The organism is Streptomyces sp. NBC_00078 (assembly GCF_026343335.1).
Classification (GTDB): Bacteria; Actinomycetota; Actinomycetes; order Streptomycetales; family Streptomycetaceae; genus Streptomyces.
In genome coordinates this window covers 471,326-489,382 of record NZ_JAPELX010000001.1, presented here as the reverse complement: position 1 = coordinate 489,382, position 18,057 = coordinate 471,326, and the positions used below count along the sequence as shown (strand labels likewise).

13 protein-coding genes and 1 pseudogene are annotated in these 18,057 nt (G+C 71.4%); 6 read left to right on the top strand and 8 right to left on the bottom strand.

From position 1 onward, the window contains the following. Positions 1-113: 113 nt before the first annotated feature. The 3 genes from OOK07_RS02245 to OOK07_RS02235 all read right to left on the bottom strand — a co-directional run bounded on the left by OOK07_RS02245 (position 114) and on the right by OOK07_RS02235 (position 2,938). Entirely contained in the window at positions 114-791 is a 678-nt protein-coding gene (locus tag OOK07_RS02245; protein WP_266794807.1) for an AIM24 family protein, read from the bottom strand. A gap of 65 nt (positions 792-856) precedes the next feature. Continuing rightward, positions 857-2,278 carry a CAP domain-containing protein gene (locus OOK07_RS02240; protein WP_266794806.1) on the bottom strand — a complete coding sequence of 474 codons (1,422 nt, stop codon included), beginning with the start codon at positions 2,276-2,278 and terminating at the stop codon, positions 857-859. 81 nt (positions 2,279-2,359) lie between these two features. Beyond that, positions 2,360-2,938, bottom strand: a complete 579-nt coding sequence (locus OOK07_RS02235; protein WP_266794805.1) for a serine hydrolase — start codon at positions 2,936-2,938, stop codon at positions 2,360-2,362. A 262-nt stretch (positions 2,939-3,200) separates the two neighbouring features. On the opposite strand from OOK07_RS02235, the gene OOK07_RS02230 reads away from it, so the two are divergent. Then, a complete protein-coding gene (locus OOK07_RS02230; protein WP_266794804.1) occupies positions 3,201-5,006 on the top strand; it encodes a M4 family metallopeptidase in 1,806 nt (601 codons plus the stop codon). Between the two features lie 57 nt (positions 5,007-5,063). Here OOK07_RS02230 and OOK07_RS02225 read toward each other — a convergent pair whose 3' ends face one another. Continuing rightward, positions 5,064-5,585 (bottom strand): hypothetical protein, encoded by a 522-nt coding sequence (locus tag OOK07_RS02225; protein WP_266794803.1) that lies wholly within the window; start codon positions 5,583-5,585, stop codon positions 5,064-5,066. A 62-nt stretch (positions 5,586-5,647) separates the two neighbouring features. On the opposite strand from OOK07_RS02225, the gene OOK07_RS02220 reads away from it, so the two are divergent. From OOK07_RS02220 to OOK07_RS02200, 5 genes and pseudogenes are all read left to right on the top strand, one after another. Beyond that, a complete protein-coding gene (locus tag OOK07_RS02220) occupies positions 5,648-6,835 on the top strand; it encodes an ROK family transcriptional regulator (protein ID WP_266794802.1) in 1,188 nt (395 codons plus the stop codon). 26 nt (positions 6,836-6,861) lie between these two features. Next, entirely contained in the window at positions 6,862-8,703 is a 1,842-nt protein-coding gene (locus OOK07_RS02215) for an alpha-galactosidase D (RefSeq protein ID WP_266794801.1), read from the top strand. 19 nt (positions 8,704-8,722) lie between these two features. Continuing rightward, a complete protein-coding gene (locus tag OOK07_RS02210) occupies positions 8,723-8,872 on the top strand; it encodes a hypothetical protein (protein WP_266794800.1) in 150 nt (49 codons plus the stop codon). After that, positions 8,818-10,199, top strand: a pseudogene (locus tag OOK07_RS02205) (glycosyl hydrolase family 95 catalytic domain-containing protein); the annotation flags it as partial. The gene OOK07_RS02210 and the pseudogene OOK07_RS02205, both read left to right, overlap by 55 nt. Beyond that, positions 10,196-11,491, top strand: coding sequence for an SGNH/GDSL hydrolase family protein (locus OOK07_RS02200; RefSeq protein WP_266794799.1), 1,296 nt, complete (start codon positions 10,196-10,198; stop codon positions 11,489-11,491). The pseudogene OOK07_RS02205 and the gene OOK07_RS02200, both read left to right, overlap by 4 nt. Here the strand turns inward: OOK07_RS02200 and OOK07_RS02195 are convergent. From OOK07_RS02195 to OOK07_RS02180, 4 genes are read right to left on the bottom strand one after another with little or no spacing between them, the layout of a single operon-like run. Next, positions 11,446-14,433: a helix-turn-helix transcriptional regulator gene (locus OOK07_RS02195; protein ID WP_266794798.1), complete on the bottom strand. Its 2,988-nt coding sequence runs from the start codon at positions 14,431-14,433 to the stop codon at positions 11,446-11,448. The genes OOK07_RS02200 and OOK07_RS02195 overlap by 46 nt on opposite strands. Positions 14,434-14,491: 58 nt before the next feature. Beyond that, entirely contained in the window at positions 14,492-14,842 is a 351-nt protein-coding gene (locus tag OOK07_RS02190) for a UBP-type zinc finger domain-containing protein (RefSeq protein WP_266676338.1), read from the bottom strand. Beyond that, positions 14,839-16,296 carry an ATP-binding protein gene (locus OOK07_RS02185; protein ID WP_266676337.1) on the bottom strand — a complete coding sequence of 486 codons (1,458 nt, stop codon included), beginning with the start codon at positions 16,294-16,296 and terminating at the stop codon, positions 14,839-14,841. Before OOK07_RS02185 ends, OOK07_RS02190 begins: the two co-directional genes overlap by 4 nt. Then, the gene (locus OOK07_RS02180; protein ID WP_266794797.1) at positions 16,293-17,969 is read right to left on the bottom strand and encodes an NAD(P)/FAD-dependent oxidoreductase; all 1,677 of its coding nucleotides are present in this window, start codon (positions 17,967-17,969) and stop codon (positions 16,293-16,295) included. Before OOK07_RS02180 ends, OOK07_RS02185 begins: the two co-directional genes overlap by 4 nt. Positions 17,970-18,057: the final 88 nt, after the last annotated feature.

Sequence of the window (18,057 nt, the reverse complement as noted above, 5' to 3'; positions counted from 1 at the left end):
CTGAGGGCCAGGGCATCACCTGTTGGGGATCAAGACGTCGTTGCCGCCGTGAAGGTTGCTCGTGACGCGCAGATCACTCCAGAGGATCGGTTCAGAGGCTCATTTCCCGGGCCTCAGTGCTGCTGCGCCTTCTGCGGCGTCGCCTCGCTCGGCCGGACGACCACGTACCCCTCGCCCTGCAGCATCAACTGCACGGCCTCCCCGGAACCGCCGCGCAGCATCGAGCCGATGGACTGCGAACGGTGCAGCGAGGTCTGCAGACCGGCCGTCCAGCCGACGACCGCGTCCGTGTCGACGTACACCGGGAACTGCGCCGAGACCGGGATGACCAGTGGATTGCCCTCACACACCAGGCCCAGCCTGCCCTGTCCGGTGAAGACGCTGTTGAACAGGCCGCCGCCGGCGATGCCCGCGCCCTTGACCGTCGAGATCCGGTACGACAACGAGGCGTCGAAACACAGGACATTGCGGCCGTTGACGGTGAACTCGTCGCCGGGGTCGACGTCGACGATGAAACAGTTCTGAGCCTCGTGCGCGAACCAGGCCTCGCCCTGCCCGCGCACCGCCATCAGCGGCAGCCCCTCTCCGGTGACCGCGCGCTTGAGCATGCCGCCCACGCCCTGGCCCTTGCGCTCGAACTGGAGGTTGCCGCGGTAGGCGACCATCGCGCCCTGGCGGGCGACCATCTCGCCGTTCACCGCGTACTTGACGCATTTGGCGTTCTCGACGGTCATGCCCGCTTCGGTGGCCGGCTGGACCATGTACTCACTGGAAAAGAGGGAACCCTTCATGCGCGCATCCTGTCCCGGAGCGCTCCGTTCCGCCAAGATCGCGGGTGCGGCGGGCACTTCGGTGGTCAGGCGCCGAACAACTGGGTCCAGTACGTGCCTGCCGGGCCGCCGCCGGCGAAACCGATCCCTATGTGAGTGAAGTCGGTTTTGAGGATGTTGGCGCGGTGGCCGGGGCTGTTCATCCAGCCCTCGACGACCTCGGCGGGGGAGCGTTGGCCGCAGGCGATGTTCTCGCCGATCGAGCGCCGGCGCGCGCCCGCGGCGGCGGCCCGGTCCCAGGGCTGGGTGCCCTCCGGCGAGGTGTGCGAGTAGAAGGCGCGGGCCACCATGTCCGCGCTGTGCGCCTGCGCCGCGCCGGCGAGCAGGGGGTCGGTGGCCAGGGGAGGCAGGCCGGCCCGGCCGCGCTCCCGGTTGGTGAGCTCGACGACTTCGGCCGCCGTCCGCTTCAGGCCGTCCGGCGTGAGGGGCCTCGCCCACAGCGCGGTCCAGTACATGTCGGCCGAGCGCCCGTCGCCGACGCACGCCACGCCCGCCTGAGTGAAGGCCGGGTCGCACAGGGTGCGCCGGGTCCGCTCGTCGCCCAGGCAGTACCGGACGAACTCCGACGGTGTGCGCGGGCCGGAGACCAGGTGCTCGCCGATGGTGAGGTACGCGTACCCGGCGGCTGTGACGCGCTGGTGGACGGAGACGCCGTCCCCGCCCTCGACGCCGAGGAGCCCTGCCGCCGCCATGGCACCGGCGTGGGCGTGCGCCGCGGACGTCAGACGGGCGTCGAGGACGACTGGAGGTGAACCGGCCGCGGCGCGCGCGGAGTTGACCAGGCCGAGGAAGCCGCCCGGATCGGGGGAGGGCGGTGGTGCGGTGGGCACGGGCGGAAGAGAGGAGGAAGGGGGGCGGGTTGCCGGGATCGGCGGTGCCGGTGACGGGGCCCGCCCGTGGGAAGTCTGTCGGGCCGGCGTCGGCGGCGCCGCCGGCCCGGGTGCCGTCTGTGCGCCCGCCCCTGCCGTCTCGTCGATGACGTCCACGCCGAAGTCCCGCGCGAGACCGGCGAGTCCGTCGGTGTACCCCTGGCCCAGTGCTCGCAGTTTCCAGCCGCCGGCCCGCTGGTAGATCTCCGCGAGCAGCAGCACAGTTTCCTGCCGCGGGGGCGGCGGGGCGAACCGGGCGAGTGGGCGGCCGCCCGGAGCCGTGACGAGGAGGGTGGGCGCGGGGAGACGGCCCAGGGGAGTGCCGGGCTCGGCGGAGCTGACGACGACGGTGATCCTGGTGGCCCCGGAGCGCAGTCCCGGCGGTTCCACGGTGAGGGTGTCGCCGTCCAGCCGGGCGCCCGGAGCGGACGGCTGGTTGTAGAACACGAAGTCGGCGTCGCCCCGGACCTTTCCCCCATCGTCCGTGATGAGCGCGGACACGTCGAAGGGGCCGGGCACCCGGACGGTCACGGCACCGCTCGGAAGGGGCATGTTGCCGCCGGGGACCAACTCGCTCATCGCGCCGCCCTGGTGTCGTCGTACTCGCCTCGGTGGGCTCGTCCGGAGAACGTCCACCGGGGCGGTGCGGTTCCCGCCGGGTCAGTCCCGTACGACTCCAGGAGCGACGTCCTCGTGGCGGTCGCCGGCCGGTACCGCGCGCCGCGCCTTCGCCTGCTTGCCGCAGAACGCCGACTCCAGCGTGCCGGGCATCGTGCCGAGCACGGCGCCGTTGTTGGACGTGGTGGCGAGTGCGGTGAGGCTGCGCCTGCCGTCCTTCGAGGCGAAGGCGTACGTGTAGTAACCCTGGACGGCGCCCGTGTGCCCGTACACCGAGACCCCGCACGACAGATCCAGCCTGCCCTCGTCCGCCAGCTGCATCAGCACCACGGCCGTGAAGGTCTTGGTGACGCTGCCGATGCGGAACCGGTCGGCGGTGCCGAGTGCCCGCCCGCTCGTGGTGTCGGCCAGGCCCACGGCGGCCCGGCCGACCGAGCCGTGGTCGTCGATCCGTGCCATCGCGCCGGGCGCGCCCTGCTCGACCGCGGTGCGCAGGACGCCCTGAAGTCCGGCGAGGTCGGGCTTCGGCAGCGACTCGGCCGAAGCGGCCTGCGCGGGGACCGTGAGGAGCGAGAGCAGGGCCGTTCCCAGGACGGCGCTCCTGGATGCGAGATGGGTCACATTCACCTGAGGCAACTTTCTTCCGTCTCGTCACATCTTCACAGTCGCCGCACAGTTGGTCACCCACTGATCACTGAGCGGTGTGGATGTGCAAAGCATTGCCATGTATCGCACGGAAACAGGTTTTTTAGTCTTTACATGGACATGACGCATCCGAAAGGGTTTCTTCTCGGGGCCCGACCAGCCCCTGTGGCGCTCAACGGCGCCATGCGTCAAGGCGGTTGGTGATCCCGGCCGCCTGGCAAGGAAGGAACCCTCACCAGTGCGTAGACCGCACATACGCAACGTGGCGGTCGCTGTCGCCGTGACGACGGCCGCCACGGGCCTCGCGGGCACCGCCTTCGCGGGCCCCGCCACGGGGACGGGCCACACCACCTCTGCCACCGCCGGCGCCTCAACCGCGTCCGTGGTGTCCGCCGCCCGCACCGCCGCCTTCGCCCACGCCTCGGCGACCGGCGTCGCCCACGGGGACGAACTGCAGGCCGGGGACGTCATGATCGATCCGGAGGGCGCCCGGCACGTGCGGTTCACCCGGATCCATCAGGGCATGCCGGTCCTCGGGGGCGACCTCGTCGTCCATCTCACCGAGCAGCTGGCGTACAAGGGTGTCACCCGGGCCGCCGGACACACCGTCAAGCCCGCTGCCGCCACCGCCGCCAAGCTGTCCGCCGGCCAGGCCGAACAGAAGGCGGCGACGGTCGCCAAGGGTGAGGCCGGCACCGCCGAACTCGTCGTGGACGCCCGCGACGGCGCGTCCGCCCTCGCCTACCGGGTGCCGGTCAGTGGCAGCGACACCGCCGAGGCCGGCGGCTCCCGGACGGTCGTCATCGACGCCGTCACCGGCAAGGTGCGCAGCAACACGCCCGACAGCGACGAGTTCCTCTCGCCCCGCCTGCTCGACACCCTGCGCGAACGCGGCGAGAAGCTCGACCCGGCCACGGGCACCGGCTCACAGGCCGCCGGCCTCACGGCCACGTCCTCCGCGGCCGGCGTCACCCGCTATCCGTCAACGGCGAACGGCACCGGAAAGTCCATCTTCGTCGGCAAGGTCCCGCTGACCACCACCCGCACGGCCCGCACCAGCTACCTCCTCAAGGACCCCACCCGCTGGGGAACCGAGACCCGGGACGCCAAGGGCCAGGAACTGGAGAGCTTCTCCCGCGGCAAGAAGATCACCACCACCAACGACGTCTTCGGCAACGGCGCCGTCTCCAACCGGAACAGCGCAGCCGCCGACGCCCAGTACGGCGTCACCAAGACCCTGGACTTCTACAAGAAGACCTTCGGCCGCAAAGGCATCAAGAACAACAGCAAGGGCGCCCAGGCCATGGTCCACTTCGGCAGGAAGGTGGCCAACGCGTTCTGGGACTCGGACTGCAACTGCATGCTCTACGGCGACGGCGACGGCGACATGTTCAAGAAGCCGCTGGTGGCCCTGGACGTGTCCGGTCACGAGCTGACCCACGGCGTGGTCGACGCCACCGCCAAGCTGGAGCCCACCCGCGTCGACCAGCAAGGCAACCAGTACGGCGAGCCGGGCGCGCTGAACGAGTCCCTCGCCGACGTCTTCGGCTCCAACGTCGAGTTCTTCACCAACAACGCGACGGACAAGCCGGACTACCTCATCGGCGAGAAGATGGGCCTGGACCAGAAGTTCCTGCGCCGACTCGACCACCCGTCCCTCGACGAGCTCGAAGGCGCGATCGACTACTGGTCGCCCCAGGTGTACGACGCCGAGGTGCACGCCGGCTCCGGCGTCTCCTCGCACGCGTACTACCTGCTCGCCGAGGGCAGCGGCCGAAAGACGATCGGCGGCGTCAAGTACGACTCGCCGACCTTCGACGGCTCGACGGTGAAGGGCATCGGCCGCACCAAGGCCACGGCCATCCTCTACCGGGCACTGACGCGCTACATGGTGTCCACGACCGACTTCCACGACGCGCGCGTCGCGACGCTGAAGGCGGCCAAGGACCTCTACGGGGCCAACAGCACCGAGTACCTGACGGTGGACAAGGCCTGGGCCGCGGTCAACGTCACCCCGGCCAACACCCCGGCCGCGCACCGCTGAGCGCTGCCTCCGAGCGAGGGCACCGGTCCGGGCACCCCGTTCAGCGGGGTGCCCGGCTCAGTCCCACGGCTTCTCGACTTCCTGTGCCACCGAGAACACGGTGTCGCATGAAGGGCAGCGCCCCTCGCCGAAGACATACGTCAGGGCCCGGGCCACCTCCGTCTGTCCCGCCGTGGCCGCCTCGCCGTGCAGCCTCGCGCCCAGTCCCGACAGCCGCTCCGCCGGCATCGGCGTCAACTCCCCGCGGTCCTCGGCGGCCTGTGCGTCCGTCCCGCTCACGTAGTCCTCGGCCGACACGAACGTTCCGTAGCCGCCGAACGCCACATACAGCCCCTCCTGGCACGCCGGGCACTCCAGCTCGAATTCCTCGCTGTTCACACCGGCCAGCGCCTCCGGCCGTACGCCGACGCCCTCGAAGGCAAGGAGGGACTGGAGGAGATTCACGAAGACCGGCGCCGGACGACCGGGCGCCGCCAGCATCTCGCGGGCCGCGTCGCGCAGTTCACCGATCTCACGGCCGTGCAGCTCACGACGCGGATCGGCCTCGTAGGAGGTGATCGCCCGAAACCTCACAGTCAACCTTCAGGCGATTCCTGTCTCTTTTATTGACAGTGGAAAATAAGGGACCTAGGTTCCCGGCCATGCGGTCCACGTCACCTGTCGAGACGTTCCCGGCCCACACGCCGGCCGCCTCGCAGATCTTCACCACGGTTCTGTCCCAAGGGCCCCTCACCCGGCTGGAGGTTGCCCGGCGCGCCGGGCTGTCCCCGGCTGCCGTCACCAAGGCGGTCCGCCCGCTGCTGGCGGCCGGCTATCTGGTGGAGGCCGCCGACGAGGAGGCCCGCCCCGCCCTCGGGCGGCCCGCGAGCCTGGTGCGTGTCGACGGCGGGCGAGCGCTGTTCATCGGCGTCAAGGTGACCGGCGGCGAGCTCATCGGAGTGCTCACCGACCTGTGCTGCCGTATCCGCCTCGACCGGCGCGTCCCGCTGACGGACCGGTCGACCGAGGCCGTGCTGGCCCCGCTGGCGGAGCTGGTGCACGAACTGCTCGCCGAGGCCGAGGACTTCGGCGCCCCCGTCCTCGGTCTCGGCGTCGCCGTCTCCGGCGACGTCGACGGCACCGAGGGCGCCGTCCGCTATTCGCCCTTCCTGGACTGGCGGGACGTACCGCTCGCCGAACTCGCCGCCAAGGCCACGGGGCTGCCGGTCACCGTCGACAACGACGTACGGGCCCTGACCGTCGCCGAGCAGTGGTTCGGGGCCGGGGTGGGCCTGTCCGACTTCGCCGTGGTGACGGTCGGCGCCGGCATCGGCTGCGGCCTTGTGGTGCACGGCCGTGTGATCGCCGGCGCGCACGGCGTGGCCGGTGAGATCGGCCATGTGACCGTCGACCCAGCAGGGCCTGCCTGCCACTGCGGCAACCGCGGCTGTGTGGAGGCCATCGCGGGGGACGCCGCGATCGTCCGCCGGATCCGCGACACCACCGGCATCGAGGTCGCCGACACCGCCGAGGCCGTGGCACTGGCCCACCAGGGAGTCGTCGGAGCCCGCGAGGCCTACGCGAGGGCCGGGGAGGCGATCGGCCGGGGCATCGCCACCGTGGCCAACCTGCTCGGCCCCGAACGCGTGATCATCTCCGGCGAGGGGCTCGCCGCCTACGACCTGTTCGCCGAGCAGATCCGCGACACCTTCGCCGCGGCCGCCTTCGGCTCCGCCGCCGACTGCGACGTACAGACCCGCCCGCTCCCCTTCGAGGAGTGGGCCCGCGGAGCCGCGGCCACCGCGATCCAGTCCTTCATCGCCCCCGACGACCCACCACCGAGCCGCTGAACCAACTCCCCCTGGAGGTACGACCCATGCGGTCATCCTCGTACTCCGTCTTGCCCGCACGCACCCTGAGAGCCGCGGTGGTCCTGGCCCTCGCCGCTGGTGCCGTTACCGCCGTTACCGCCGTCACCGCCGCCCCCGCGGCCCACGCCGAGACCACCGGGACCACCGCGTCCGCCGTATCCGACGCGCCTGCCGTCGCGGCCAAGCCCTATATGGGCTGGTCGAGTTGGAGCATGCAGTCGTCCAAATACCCCGGCCTCAACCCCGACGGCGACTACAGCTACCTCACCGAGGCGAACGTCGCCAAGCAGACCGACGCCCTCGCCGCCAAGCTGAAGAAGTACGGCTACGAGTACGTCAACATCGACGCCGGCTGGTGGCGCGACAACACGTGGAAGCCCGGGTACGACCAGTACGGCCGCCAGAAGGCCGACCCGAAGCGCTTCCCCAGCGGTATGAAAGCCGTCGCCGACCGCATCCACGGCAAGGGCCTCAAGGCCGGGATCTATCTGCCCGCCGGCCTGGAGAAGGAGGCGTACGGCGGCGGAAAGACGCCCGTGTGGAACGCCGGCGGCTGCACCACCGCCGACGTCGTCTACAGCGACCTGCGCACCACCAACGGCTGGGACAGCTCCTACAAGCTCGACTTCTCCCGGCCCTGTGCACAGAAGTACATAGACGCGCAGGCCCAGTTGATCGCCGGCTGGGGCTATGACTTCCTCAAGCTCGACGGCGTCGGACCGGGCTCCGGAAAGAGCGGCGACCAGTACGACAACGTTGCTGACGTGGCCGCCTGGAGCAAGGCGATCGCCGCCACCGGCCGCCCCGTCCACCTCGAACTGTCCTGGTCCCTCGACATCGGCCACGCCGCCGACTGGAAGAAGTACGCGCAGGGCTGGCGCATGGACACCGACGTCGAGTGCTACTGCAACACCCTCGTCAGCTGGGAGAACTCCGTCGACGACCGCTGGGACGACGCACCCGGCTGGACCCGCCACGCCGGCCCCGGCGGCTGGAACGACCTGGACTCCCTCGACGTCGGCAACGGCGCCATGGACGGCCTCACCCAAGCCGAACGACAGAGCTACGCCACCCTGTGGGCCATCGCCAAGTCCCCGCTCTACACCGGCGACGACCTCACCCGCCTCGACTCCTACGGTCTGTCCCTGCTCACCAACAAGGAGGTCATCGCCGTCAACCAGGGCACCACCCCGCCCGCACGGCCCCTCACCCCCTCCGACCCGCAGCAGGTGTGGGCCGCGAAGAACCCCGACGGCAGCTACACCGTCGCCCTGTTCAACCTCGCCGGCTCGCCCGCCGCCGTCTCGGCTTCCTGGGCCTCCCTCGGCTTCACCGGCAAGGCCGCCGTCCGCGACCTGTGGAACCACGAGAACCTCGGCACACACAAGGACAAGGTCACCCAGGCCCTGCCCGCCCACGGTTCCCGCCTTTTCACCGTGACCCCGCACGGCCCGGCGCTCGCCTTCACCGGCTACGAGGCCGAATCGCCGGCCAACACCCTCGCCGGCAACGCCTCCGTCGCCGACTGCTCCGCCTGCTCCGGCGGCAAAGAAGTCGGCAACCTCTACCTCGGCGGCAGGATCACCTTCAAGGACGTCGTCGTCCCCGAGGCCGGCACCTACCAAGTGAAGATCGCCTACGTCAGCGGTGACGCCCGGTCGGCCGGTGTCTCGGCCAACGGCGGTCGCGGCACCAGCCACAAGTTCCCCTCCACCGGCGACTGGGGGACGGCCGAAACGGTCAGCGTGCCGCTGACCCTGAACGCCGGCTCCAATACGATCACCTTCGACAGCGGCAGTGGCTACGCCCCGGACATCGACCGGATCGACGTACCGAAGCCGTCCTGAACGCCCTCCAGGAGCCGCTATGAACACCGATCCGTCCCACCTGCTGCCCAGACGCAATCTGATCGCCCTCGCCGCGACGACCGGAGCCGCCCTGGCCGCTCTCCGACGGCGACCGGCGACCCCGACCCCGAACTCGAAGCCGCCTACGTGCAGTTCGGCCGGTACCTGATGATCTCCGGGTCGCGCGGCAGCCTGCCCCTGGGCCTCCAGGGGCTCTGGCTCGACGGCAACGACCCGGCCTGGATGGGCGATTACCACACCGACATCAACGTCCAGATGAACTACTGGATGGCGGACCGGGCCGGCCTCTCCGCCTGCTTCGACGCGTTCACCGACTACTGCGTCGCCCAGGTCCCCTCCTGGACCGACCTGACCCGCCGCCTGTTCAACGACTCCCGCAACCGCTACCGCAACTCCAGCGGCAAGAACGCCGGCTGGACCGTCGCCATCTCCACCAACCCCTATGGCGGAGGCGGCTGGTGGTGGCATCCCGCGGGCAACGCCTGGCTGTGCAACACCCTGTGGGAGCACTACGAGTTCACGGGGGTCACGATCCCACCTGAAGAAGATCTACCCCCTGCTCAAGGGCGCCTGCGAGTTCTGGGAGGCCCGACTGCTCACCACCACTCTCCCGGGCACCACGCGCGAGGTGCTCATCGCCGACAGCGACTGGTCACCGGAGCAGGGCCCGCTCGACGCCAAGGGGATCACCGATCACCTACGCCCAGGAACTGGTCTGGGCGCTCTTCGGCAACTACTGCACTGCGGCAGCCGAACTGCAGTGGGACAATACCTACGCGGCTACCGTTTCCGGCCTCCGCAAACAGCTGTATCTCCTGCAGGTGAGCCCGAAGACCGGCTGGCTGGAGGAGTGGATGTCCCCCGACAACCTCGGCGAAACCACCCACCGGCACCTGTCCCCGCTCGTCGGCCTCTTCCCGGGCGACCGCATCCGCCCCGACGGCTCCACCCCGGCCAACATCGTGGCCGGCGCCACCGCCCTGCTCACCGCGCGCGGCATGGAGAGCTTCGGCTGGGCCAACGCCTGGCGCAGTCTGTGCTGGGCCCGCCTGAAGAACGCCGACAACGCCTACCAGCTGATCGTCAACAACCTTCGTCCCTCGACGGACGGCAGCAACGGCACGGCCGCCAACCTCTTCGGCATCTACGAACTGGGCAAGGGCAACGGTGTCTTCCAGATCGACGCCAACTTCGGCACCCCGGCGGCCGTGATCGAGATGCTCCTCTACTCCCGCCCCGGTCACCTCGAACTCCTGCCTGCGCTCCCCGGCGCCTGGGCGAAGTCGGGCTCGGCGAGGGGCATCGGGGCCCGCGGCGGCTTCGTCGTCGACCTGCGCTGGAAGGACGGGAAACCGACCGAGGCACGCATCCACAGCGTCGGCGGCCGCACCACGACAGTGGCTTACGGCGACGCCTCACGGTCCGTGACCCTGGCCCCCGGCAGATCCGTCACGCTGAAGGACCTCGCCCGGTGAGGGCCCGCCTCGCCCGAACCGGCCGCCTGGGCGCCATCCTGCTGCTGGCCGGTGCCGTCCAGGCCACACCGGTGCACGCGTCCGGCGAGCAGCCCCAGTTCACCCTCGTGGGCGCGCCCGAGGACCACCGCTCGGTCGTCACCTGGGGCGCGAGCGCCGACCGCATGGGCGACTCGGCCCCCGACCGCGGCTACCGGCTGGTCGTCCGCACCAGCGCGGCGGGCAGCGGCCTGCGGATCCGGCTCTCCAACGCCTTCGGAGACCGGCCGGTGACCTTCGACAGCGTCTACGCCGGCATCCGGCAGCAGGGCGCCGCACTGGTCCCCGGCAGCAACCGCCGGCTGACCTTCGGCGGCGCACGCTCCGTCACCGTCCCCGCGGGCGCCGCCGCCCTCAGCGATCCCCTGCCCGGTGAAACCCCCGCCGCCGCCGACCTGGTGGTGAGCATCCACACTCCCGACGCGGCGGGCCCCGCGACCGGTCACTGGATGGCCATGCAGACGTCCTACACGACTCAGGGCGACCACACCGCAGAGGAGAGCGCCGCCCACTGGACGGATGCGATCGGCTCCTGGTTCTACCTGGACGCCGTCTCCGTACGGCCGCCCGCGGGCACCGCGGCCGTCGTCGCTCTCGGCGACTCCATCACCGACGGCTGGCAGTCCACCACCGACCTCGACCGCCGCTGGCCCGACTACCTCGCCCGCCGGCTGCGGACCGCCGGGGGCGACGTCAAAGGAGTGGCGAACGAAGGGATCTCCGGCAACAAGGTCCTGGCGGACGGCGGCGGCCAGAGCGCCCTGAACCGTCTGCAGCGCGACGTCCTCTCCCAGCCCGGCGTCCGCACCGTCTTCCTCTTCGAGGGTGTGAACGACATCAAGGCCCATACGGGAGTCACCGCCCAGGACCTGATAGCCGGCTACCGGGAGATCGCCGAGCGGGTCCACGCCGCCGGCAGATGTGTCGTCGCCGCCACCGTGGCCCCGTTCAAGGGCTGGTCGGAATGGGATCCGGCCGGCGAGACGGTCCGCCGGGAGGTGAACGCGTTCATCCGCGGCAGCGGCGAATTCGACGCCGTCACCGACTTCGACCACATCCTCCGCAGCCCCTACGACCTCGAGCGCATCCTCCCCGTCTTCGACGGCGGGGACCATCTGCACCCCAACGACAAGGGCATGCAGGCCATGGCCGACGCCGTCGACCTCAAGAGCCTCGACTGCACCGCCCGGCACCCCGGCGGCCGAGGTCAGCCCGACACCGTCGGCCCCGGCGCGATCAGCCCCTCCCGGTAGGCGATGGCCACGGCCTCCGTACGGCTCGAAGCACCCAGCTTGGCCAGGATGTTGGAGACATGGACGCTCGCCGTCTTGCCGGTGATGAACAGCGCCTCGCCGATCTGCCGGTTGCTGCGGCCACGGGCGAGCAGCCGCAGTACCTCCTGCTCACGGGCGGTGAGCGGCGAGAGGCCCTCCCCGTCCGACGACGGGGCGTCGGCGAGCCGGCCGCGGCGTATCAGACCGTCCAGCCTCTCCAGCAGGGGCGCCGCGCCGAGCCGCTCGGCCACCGCATGCGCCTCGCGTGCCTGAGCGGCCGCCTCCGCACGCCGCTCGGCCACCAACAGGGCCTCCACGAAACGCACTTGGCAGCGAACCCGCTCGTACACGTCGCCGTAGCCGAACGCCGTCACCGCCTTCTCCCAGGCTGCAGCGTCCGGCCCGGACACCGCCCGCAGCCACTCCGCCTCGGCGCGGGCCAGCCACGCCAGCCCCTCCGGGCCCTGTGGAGTGCCGTCCTCGCCGCGCACGGCCGTCTCCCGGGCCAGCTCGACCAGTTCGTCCGCGGTGTCCTTCCAGCGGCCGGACGCGCCGTCGGCCGAGCGCAGGTCCACGGCCGCGTCGGCGACCGCCGACAGTGCGAGGGCCGCCAGCCGGACCGAGAGGTCGGGGCGGTGACCCGTCTCGTCGGTCAGCGCGCCCACCGTGGCCCGAGCCCGCTCCACGGCCTCCTCCGGCTCACCCCGCAGCACGGCGGCCTCGGTCAGCGCGATACCCGCGACCAGCGTGGCCATCCAGTCGAACGGTCCCTCCAGCAGAACCAGGGCCCGCTCCCTCGCGCCCAGGTCACCGCGGGCCAGCGCCACATACAGCGCGGGACCCATGGCGTATGCGCCCGCCGAAGGCAGCACGGCCACGTCGTCCGCCGCGGTCCGCAGGCACTCGTCCCAGCGGCCCAGCGTGTACAGGACCAGCAGCTGCAGATAGCGCATCTCCAGCGGATACGGCGACGACAGCAGCCCGGCCCGGCGGGCGCGGTCCAGGCCCTCGGCGACCCACGGCAGACAGCCATCGAGGTCACCGGACTCGAAGCAGCCGACGGCGAGGTTGAACAGGGCACGCATCTCCACCGGTGCGTTCCCCGCCTGCCGGGCCAGCTGGCGGGCCTCCTTCAGCCGCTCACGGCCCTCGGCTGTGCGCCGCCCCCCGCCTTCCAGGATGGCCAGCGAGACCAGGAGGTCGGCCTGCGCGTCCGTGACCCGCAGCTGCTCGGCGACGCGCAGGGCCTGGCGGGCGACCCGCAGCGCCGTCCCGTTCTCCCCGATGTGGCGGGCGGCGATCACGTGCGTGGCGGCCGCCCACACCCAGGTCCGGGTCGGCGGCTCGGCGGGGATCAGGTCGAGCGCCTCGCTGCTGTAGCCGAACGCGGCCGTCAGACTGTCGACGCTCATCAGATTGCCGGCCAGGGTGTAGCGGACCCGGGCGGCGAGCTCGGAGTCCGCGTCCTGGCCGATGCTCGCGAGCGCGGCCCTGGTGAGGGACACCGCACGGTGCGAGTCACCGGCGTGCGCGGCCGCCGCCGAGGCGCGCAGGGTGAGCGTCACCCGGTCGACGCCGTCCCCCGAGGGCCGGGCCGCCGGGTCCACCGACTCCCACAGGTCGAGGGCGGTCTCCAGATGCCGCAGCTCCTCGGCGGGCGCGCCCACCCGGCCGGCGTACCCGGCCGCCTCCAGCGAGGCGGCGAGCGCCTCGGCCAGGTCATGGCTCTCGCGGTAGTGGTGGGCGCGCTCGGCCGCGCTCTCGGCCGGGTGCCCGCGTCCCGCGAGCAGGCGGGCGAACGCGCCGTGCAGCCGCGCCCGTTCCCCCGGCAGCAGGTCCGCGTAGACCGCCTCCCGGGCCAGGGCGTGCCGGAAGGCATACGTGTCGGCGTGCCCGGGGATCAGCAGCTGCCGGCCGATCGCCTCGCGCAGCGCCGCCTCCAGCTCGTCCTCGGGGAGCCCGACCGCATCGCGCAGCACGTCGTGCTCGACGCGCCGGCCGGCCACGGCGGCCGTGCGCAGCACCTGCTGGGCGGTGTCGGACAGCTGCTCGATGCGGATGAGGAGGACGTCGGCGAGGCCGCTGGGCACACCCCCCGCCTCCGTGTCCGTGGCCGCCAGCAGTTCCTCCGCGTAGAAGGCGTTGCCCTCGGCGCGCGCGACGATTCCGCGGACCGTGGCCTCCGGCAGCGGACGGTCCTGCAGCGCGCGCACCAGCCGGGTCACCTCCGCGTCGGCCATGGGCCGCAGCTCCAGCCGCTCCACCGCGGGGAGCCGCACCAGCTCGGCCAGGAGCGGACGCAGCGGATGGCGGCGGTGCAGATCGTCCGCGCGGTACGAGGCGAACACCGCGAGCCGGTGGGTGGGCGCACCGCCCGCCGGCCGCTGCAGGATGCCGCGGCTGAGCAGGAACCGCAGCAGATCCCGTGAGGACTGGTCGGCCCAGTGCAGATCCTCCAGGACCAGGAGCAGCGGAGCGATCTCCGACAGGTCGGCCAGCAGCCCCGCCACGCCCTCGAACAGCCGCAGCCGCCCGCCCCCGCTGTCCCGGTGCGCGGCGGGACCCCCGCCGTCTCTCGTGGCGTCCGGCCCCGCGCCCAGCAGCCGGTCCACCACCGGGTGCCGCGCCAGGACGTCAGCGAACCGCTCGTCGGCGGCCAGCACCCCCAGCACCTCGGTGAAGGGCAGATACGGCAGCCCCACGTCACCGAGGTCGACGCAGTGACCGGTGAGGACCGTCATCCCGGACCGGGCGGCCCGTCCGGCGATCTCGTCCAGCACCCGGGTCTTGCCCACGCCGGCGTCCCCGGCGAGCAGCACGGCCCGGGCCTCGCCGCCGCGGGCGCGCTCCAGCAGTGCTCCGAGCCGGGCGATCTCGTCGTCCCGGCCGATGAGCGGCGTGGTGAACAGGGTCTGCGGCACGGATCCATCCTGGCACGCGGCACTGACAGCGCGGCCCGGGACAGCGGAGGTCAGGGCCTCAGCGCAGCGTCTCCGTCCAGTTCGCCGGCACTCGACCCGCCGGCCCCGGTGTGGGCTGGTCCGCGGGATGGCTCTCCGGCGGAGCGAGGCCGGGCCCGGATTCGTAGAGCTCACTGGTGTCGAAGTTCCAGAACCAGCGCTCGCCCGGCTCGAAACTGCGGATCACCGGATGGCCGGTGTCCCGGTAGTGCGCGGTGGCGTGCTTGGCGGGGGAGTCGTCGCAGCAGCCGACGTGGCCGCACTGCGCACAGCGCCGCAGATGGAACCACCAGCCGCCGACCGCATCGCACTCGACGCAGCCGGACCCGCTCGGCGGGACGCTGGTGTCGATTCCGTTGTCGCTGGTCATGCAAGCTCCTCAGGCGTGTCGTCGTCCGTGGCGGTGAGCGGAAGAAGGACCTGGAAACGGGTGTCCCCGGGCTCGGACTCGACCTGGAGGGTGCCGTGGTGCTTGTTGACGACGATCCGCCAGGAGATGTCCAGGCCGAGCCCGGTGCCCTCGCCGACCGGCTTGGTGGTGAAGAAGGGGTCGAAGATGCGGTCCCGGATGTCCTTGGGCACACCGGGCCCGCTGTCGCGGAACTCCACCAGCAGCCGGTCGGGCTCCAGCGCCGTCCGCACCGTCAACGTGCCCTCCCCACCGGTGCTGTTGATGGCCGAGACGGCGTTGTCGATCAGGTTCGTCCACACCTGGTTCAGCTCTGCCGGGTAGGCGGGGATCTTCGGGAGCGTACGGTCGTAGTCCTTGACGACCTCGATCCGCGGGCCGATCTTGGCTCCCAGCATCAGCAGGGTGCTGTCGAGGAGTTCGTGGACGTCGGCGTGCTGGTAGGGGGCGCGGTCGAGCTGTGAGTACTGTTTGGCGGCGTCGACCAGATGCGAGATACGGGTGGTCGAGTCGTTGATCTCGTCCATCAACAGCTCGGTCTCGACGGTGTAGTTGAGCCAGCCGATCGCGTTCGGCAGGATCTCCGTGTCCACGGCCGCGGCGATCTGGTCCAGCCAGTCCACGTCGAGACCGGCCTGCACGAAGGTGGGCGCGATCCGCCAGCCCTCCTGGATGTCGTGGTCGTCCAGCCAGTCGGTGACCGTGTCCTCCCGGTCCGACGCCTCCAGGGGGCTCAACGTGGGCGCCTTGGCGACGCGTTCGGCCGTGCGCTCCTGGATGTCGATGAGGTTGGCCATGACCTCGGGGGAATACGAGCCCTGGGCGATGACCGCGAGCTTGTGCCGCATCTTGCCGACCCGCTCCCGCAGCGTGGAGGTGGCCCGTACGGCCGCCGCGGCCGGGTTGTTGAGCTCGTGCGTGAGCCCGGCGGACAACGAGCCGAGCGCCAGCAGCCGTTCACGCTGGCCGATGGCCCGCTGGGTGCTCTTCGAACCGAAGAACAGCCCCTCCAGGAGATGGACCGCCATCGGGAACCACTCCTGCATGATGGCCGCGAACGTGTCGGCGGGCAGCACGAAGAACCGGGTCGGCTCCGTGACACGCATGGAGTTGTTGTAGACCTGACGGACCCGGTCCCCGATGTAGGCCTGCATCGCGCCCGAGTACACCCCGGGCTGCGAGGTGCGGGTCACCTCCACGTCGTCGCCGCCGACCCGCCGGGACAGCACGACGGTGCCCTCGAGCATCACGTAGAAGCAGGTGGCGGGCTCGCCCTCGGTGTACACGGGCCCTGCCTCGTACCGCTCCACCCGCCCCTCGCTGCACAGCCGCCCCTTCTGCTCCGGGGTCAGCTTCTCGAACAGGAACAGCGATCCGATCTCCTGCGGGCTGCAGGGCGCGGGCTGCCCGCTCACGACTGCTCCAGATACCGGTGGACGAGCATCACGGCCATGGCTCCCTCTCCGACGGCGGACGCGACGCGTTTGGCGGACTCGGCGCGTGCGTCGCCCGCCACGAACACGCCGGGAATGTTGGTCTCCAGGTGGTACGGCGGCCGGTCCAGTTCCCACTCCGCCGGCGGCCGCCCGTCCGGCGTGAGGTCGGGTCCGGCCAGGATGAACCCGTGGTCGTCCCGCAGCACCGTCCCATCCAGCCACTGGGTCAGCGGGGCCGCGCCGATGAACACGAACATCCACTGCGCGTCGACGAGTTCGGTCTGACCGCTGTCCACGTCGCGCAGGGTGAGCTGCTCCAGGTGGTCAAAGCCGTGCGCGGACTCGACGACCGTGCGGGCGCGCACGGAGATGTTGGGCGTCTCGTTGATCTGCTGGATCAGGTAGTGCGACATCGACGCGGACAGGTCAGCCCCGCGCACCAGCAGCGTGACCGACTTGGCGCCCCGGGCCAGGTACATCGCCGCCTGCCCTGCCGAGTTGGCGCCGCCCACGATGTACACGTCCTGCCCCTGGCAGGAGGCCGCCTCCGTGAGCGCCGAGCCGTAGAACACCCCGCAGCCGGTCAGGTCGTTGCAGCCGGGAGCCTCCAACTGCCGGTACGACACTCCGGTCGCGAGGATCACACTGTGCGCGGCGACCGCCGAGCCGTCCGAGAACCGCACCGTCCGCGCGGCCCCGTTGGCCTCCAGCCCCGTCACCTCCCGTGCGGAGAGGATCTCGGCGCCGAACCTCGCCGCCTGCCGCCGCGCCCGGTCGGTGAGCTGGGCGCCCGACACTCCGTCCGGGAAGCCGAGGTAGTTCTCGATCCGCGAGCTCTGGCCCGCCTGCCCGCCGGTCGCCGAGCGCTCCACGAGCACGGTCCGCAACCCCTCCGACGCCCCGTACACCGCGGCACCGAGCCCGGCGGGCCCGCCGCCGATGACGACGAGGTCGTAGAAGTCCTCGGCCGGAGTCGTCGCCAGGCCCACCCGAGAGGCCAGCTCGGGCGCCTCCGGCTCGACCAGGGGCGTCCCGTCCGGGGTGATCACGAGCGGCAGCCGCTGCCCATCGTGTCCGGCCGCCGCCAGCAGCCGCCTGCCCTCCGGCTCGTCCGCCGAGTACCAGCGGTACGGCACCTGGTTGCGCGCGAGGAACTCCCGTACGTCCGAGGAGCGCGCCGACCAGCGGTGTCCGACCACCTTGGTGCTGGGCACCGGGCGGAAGTCGCTGCAGCGCCAGGCCTCCAGCAGATCGTCCAGGACGGGGTAGAGCTTCTCCTCCGGCGGGTCCCAGGGCTTGAGCAGGTAGTGGTCCAGGTCGACGACGTTGATCGCGTCGATCGCCGCACTGGTGTCGGCGTACGCGGTCAGCAGCACGCGCCGGGCCCCCGGATACACGTCCAGGGCCTGTTCCAGGAACTCGATGCCGTTCATCTGCGGCATGCGGTAGTCGGCCAGGATCACGGCCACGAGATCACCGCGCAGCTTCAGCTCCCGCAGTGCGTCCAGCGCGGACTCGCCGGACTCGGCGCGCACGATCCGGTACGACTCGCCGTAGCGGCGTCGCAGGTCCCGGGCGACGGCCCGGGACACTCCCGGGTCGTCGTCCACGGTCATGATGACGGTCCGCGCTGTGTCGGACGCCTGTGCCATACGTCTCCCACCCCGAGTGGTCGGGCCGACGGCACGGCAAGTCCTGTCGCAAGGGCAGCCACCGCGCCGGCTCCCGCCCATCGTATGT

Coding starts and splice junctions, on each gene's coding strand:
- OOK07_RS02215 (WP_266794801.1), top strand. CDS start 6,862: ATGCGGTCATCCTCGTACTCCGTCTTGCCCGCACGCACCCTGAGAGCC.
- OOK07_RS02220 (WP_266794802.1), top strand. CDS start 5,648: ATGCGGTCCACGTCACCTGTCGAGACGTTCCCGGCCCACACGCCGGCC.
- OOK07_RS02240 (WP_266794806.1), bottom strand. CDS start 2,278: ATGAGCGAGTTGGTCCCCGGCGGCAACATGCCCCTTCCGAGCGGTGCC.
- OOK07_RS02210 (WP_266794800.1), top strand. CDS start 8,723: ATGAACACCGATCCGTCCCACCTGCTGCCCAGACGCAATCTGATCGCC.
- OOK07_RS02190 (WP_266676338.1), bottom strand. CDS start 14,842: ATGACCAGCGACAACGGAATCGACACCAGCGTCCCGCCGAGCGGGTCC.
- OOK07_RS02245 (WP_266794807.1), bottom strand. CDS start 791: ATGAAGGGTTCCCTCTTTTCCAGTGAGTACATGGTCCAGCCGGCCACC.
- OOK07_RS02180 (WP_266794797.1), bottom strand. CDS start 17,969: ATGGCACAGGCGTCCGACACAGCGCGGACCGTCATCATGACCGTGGAC.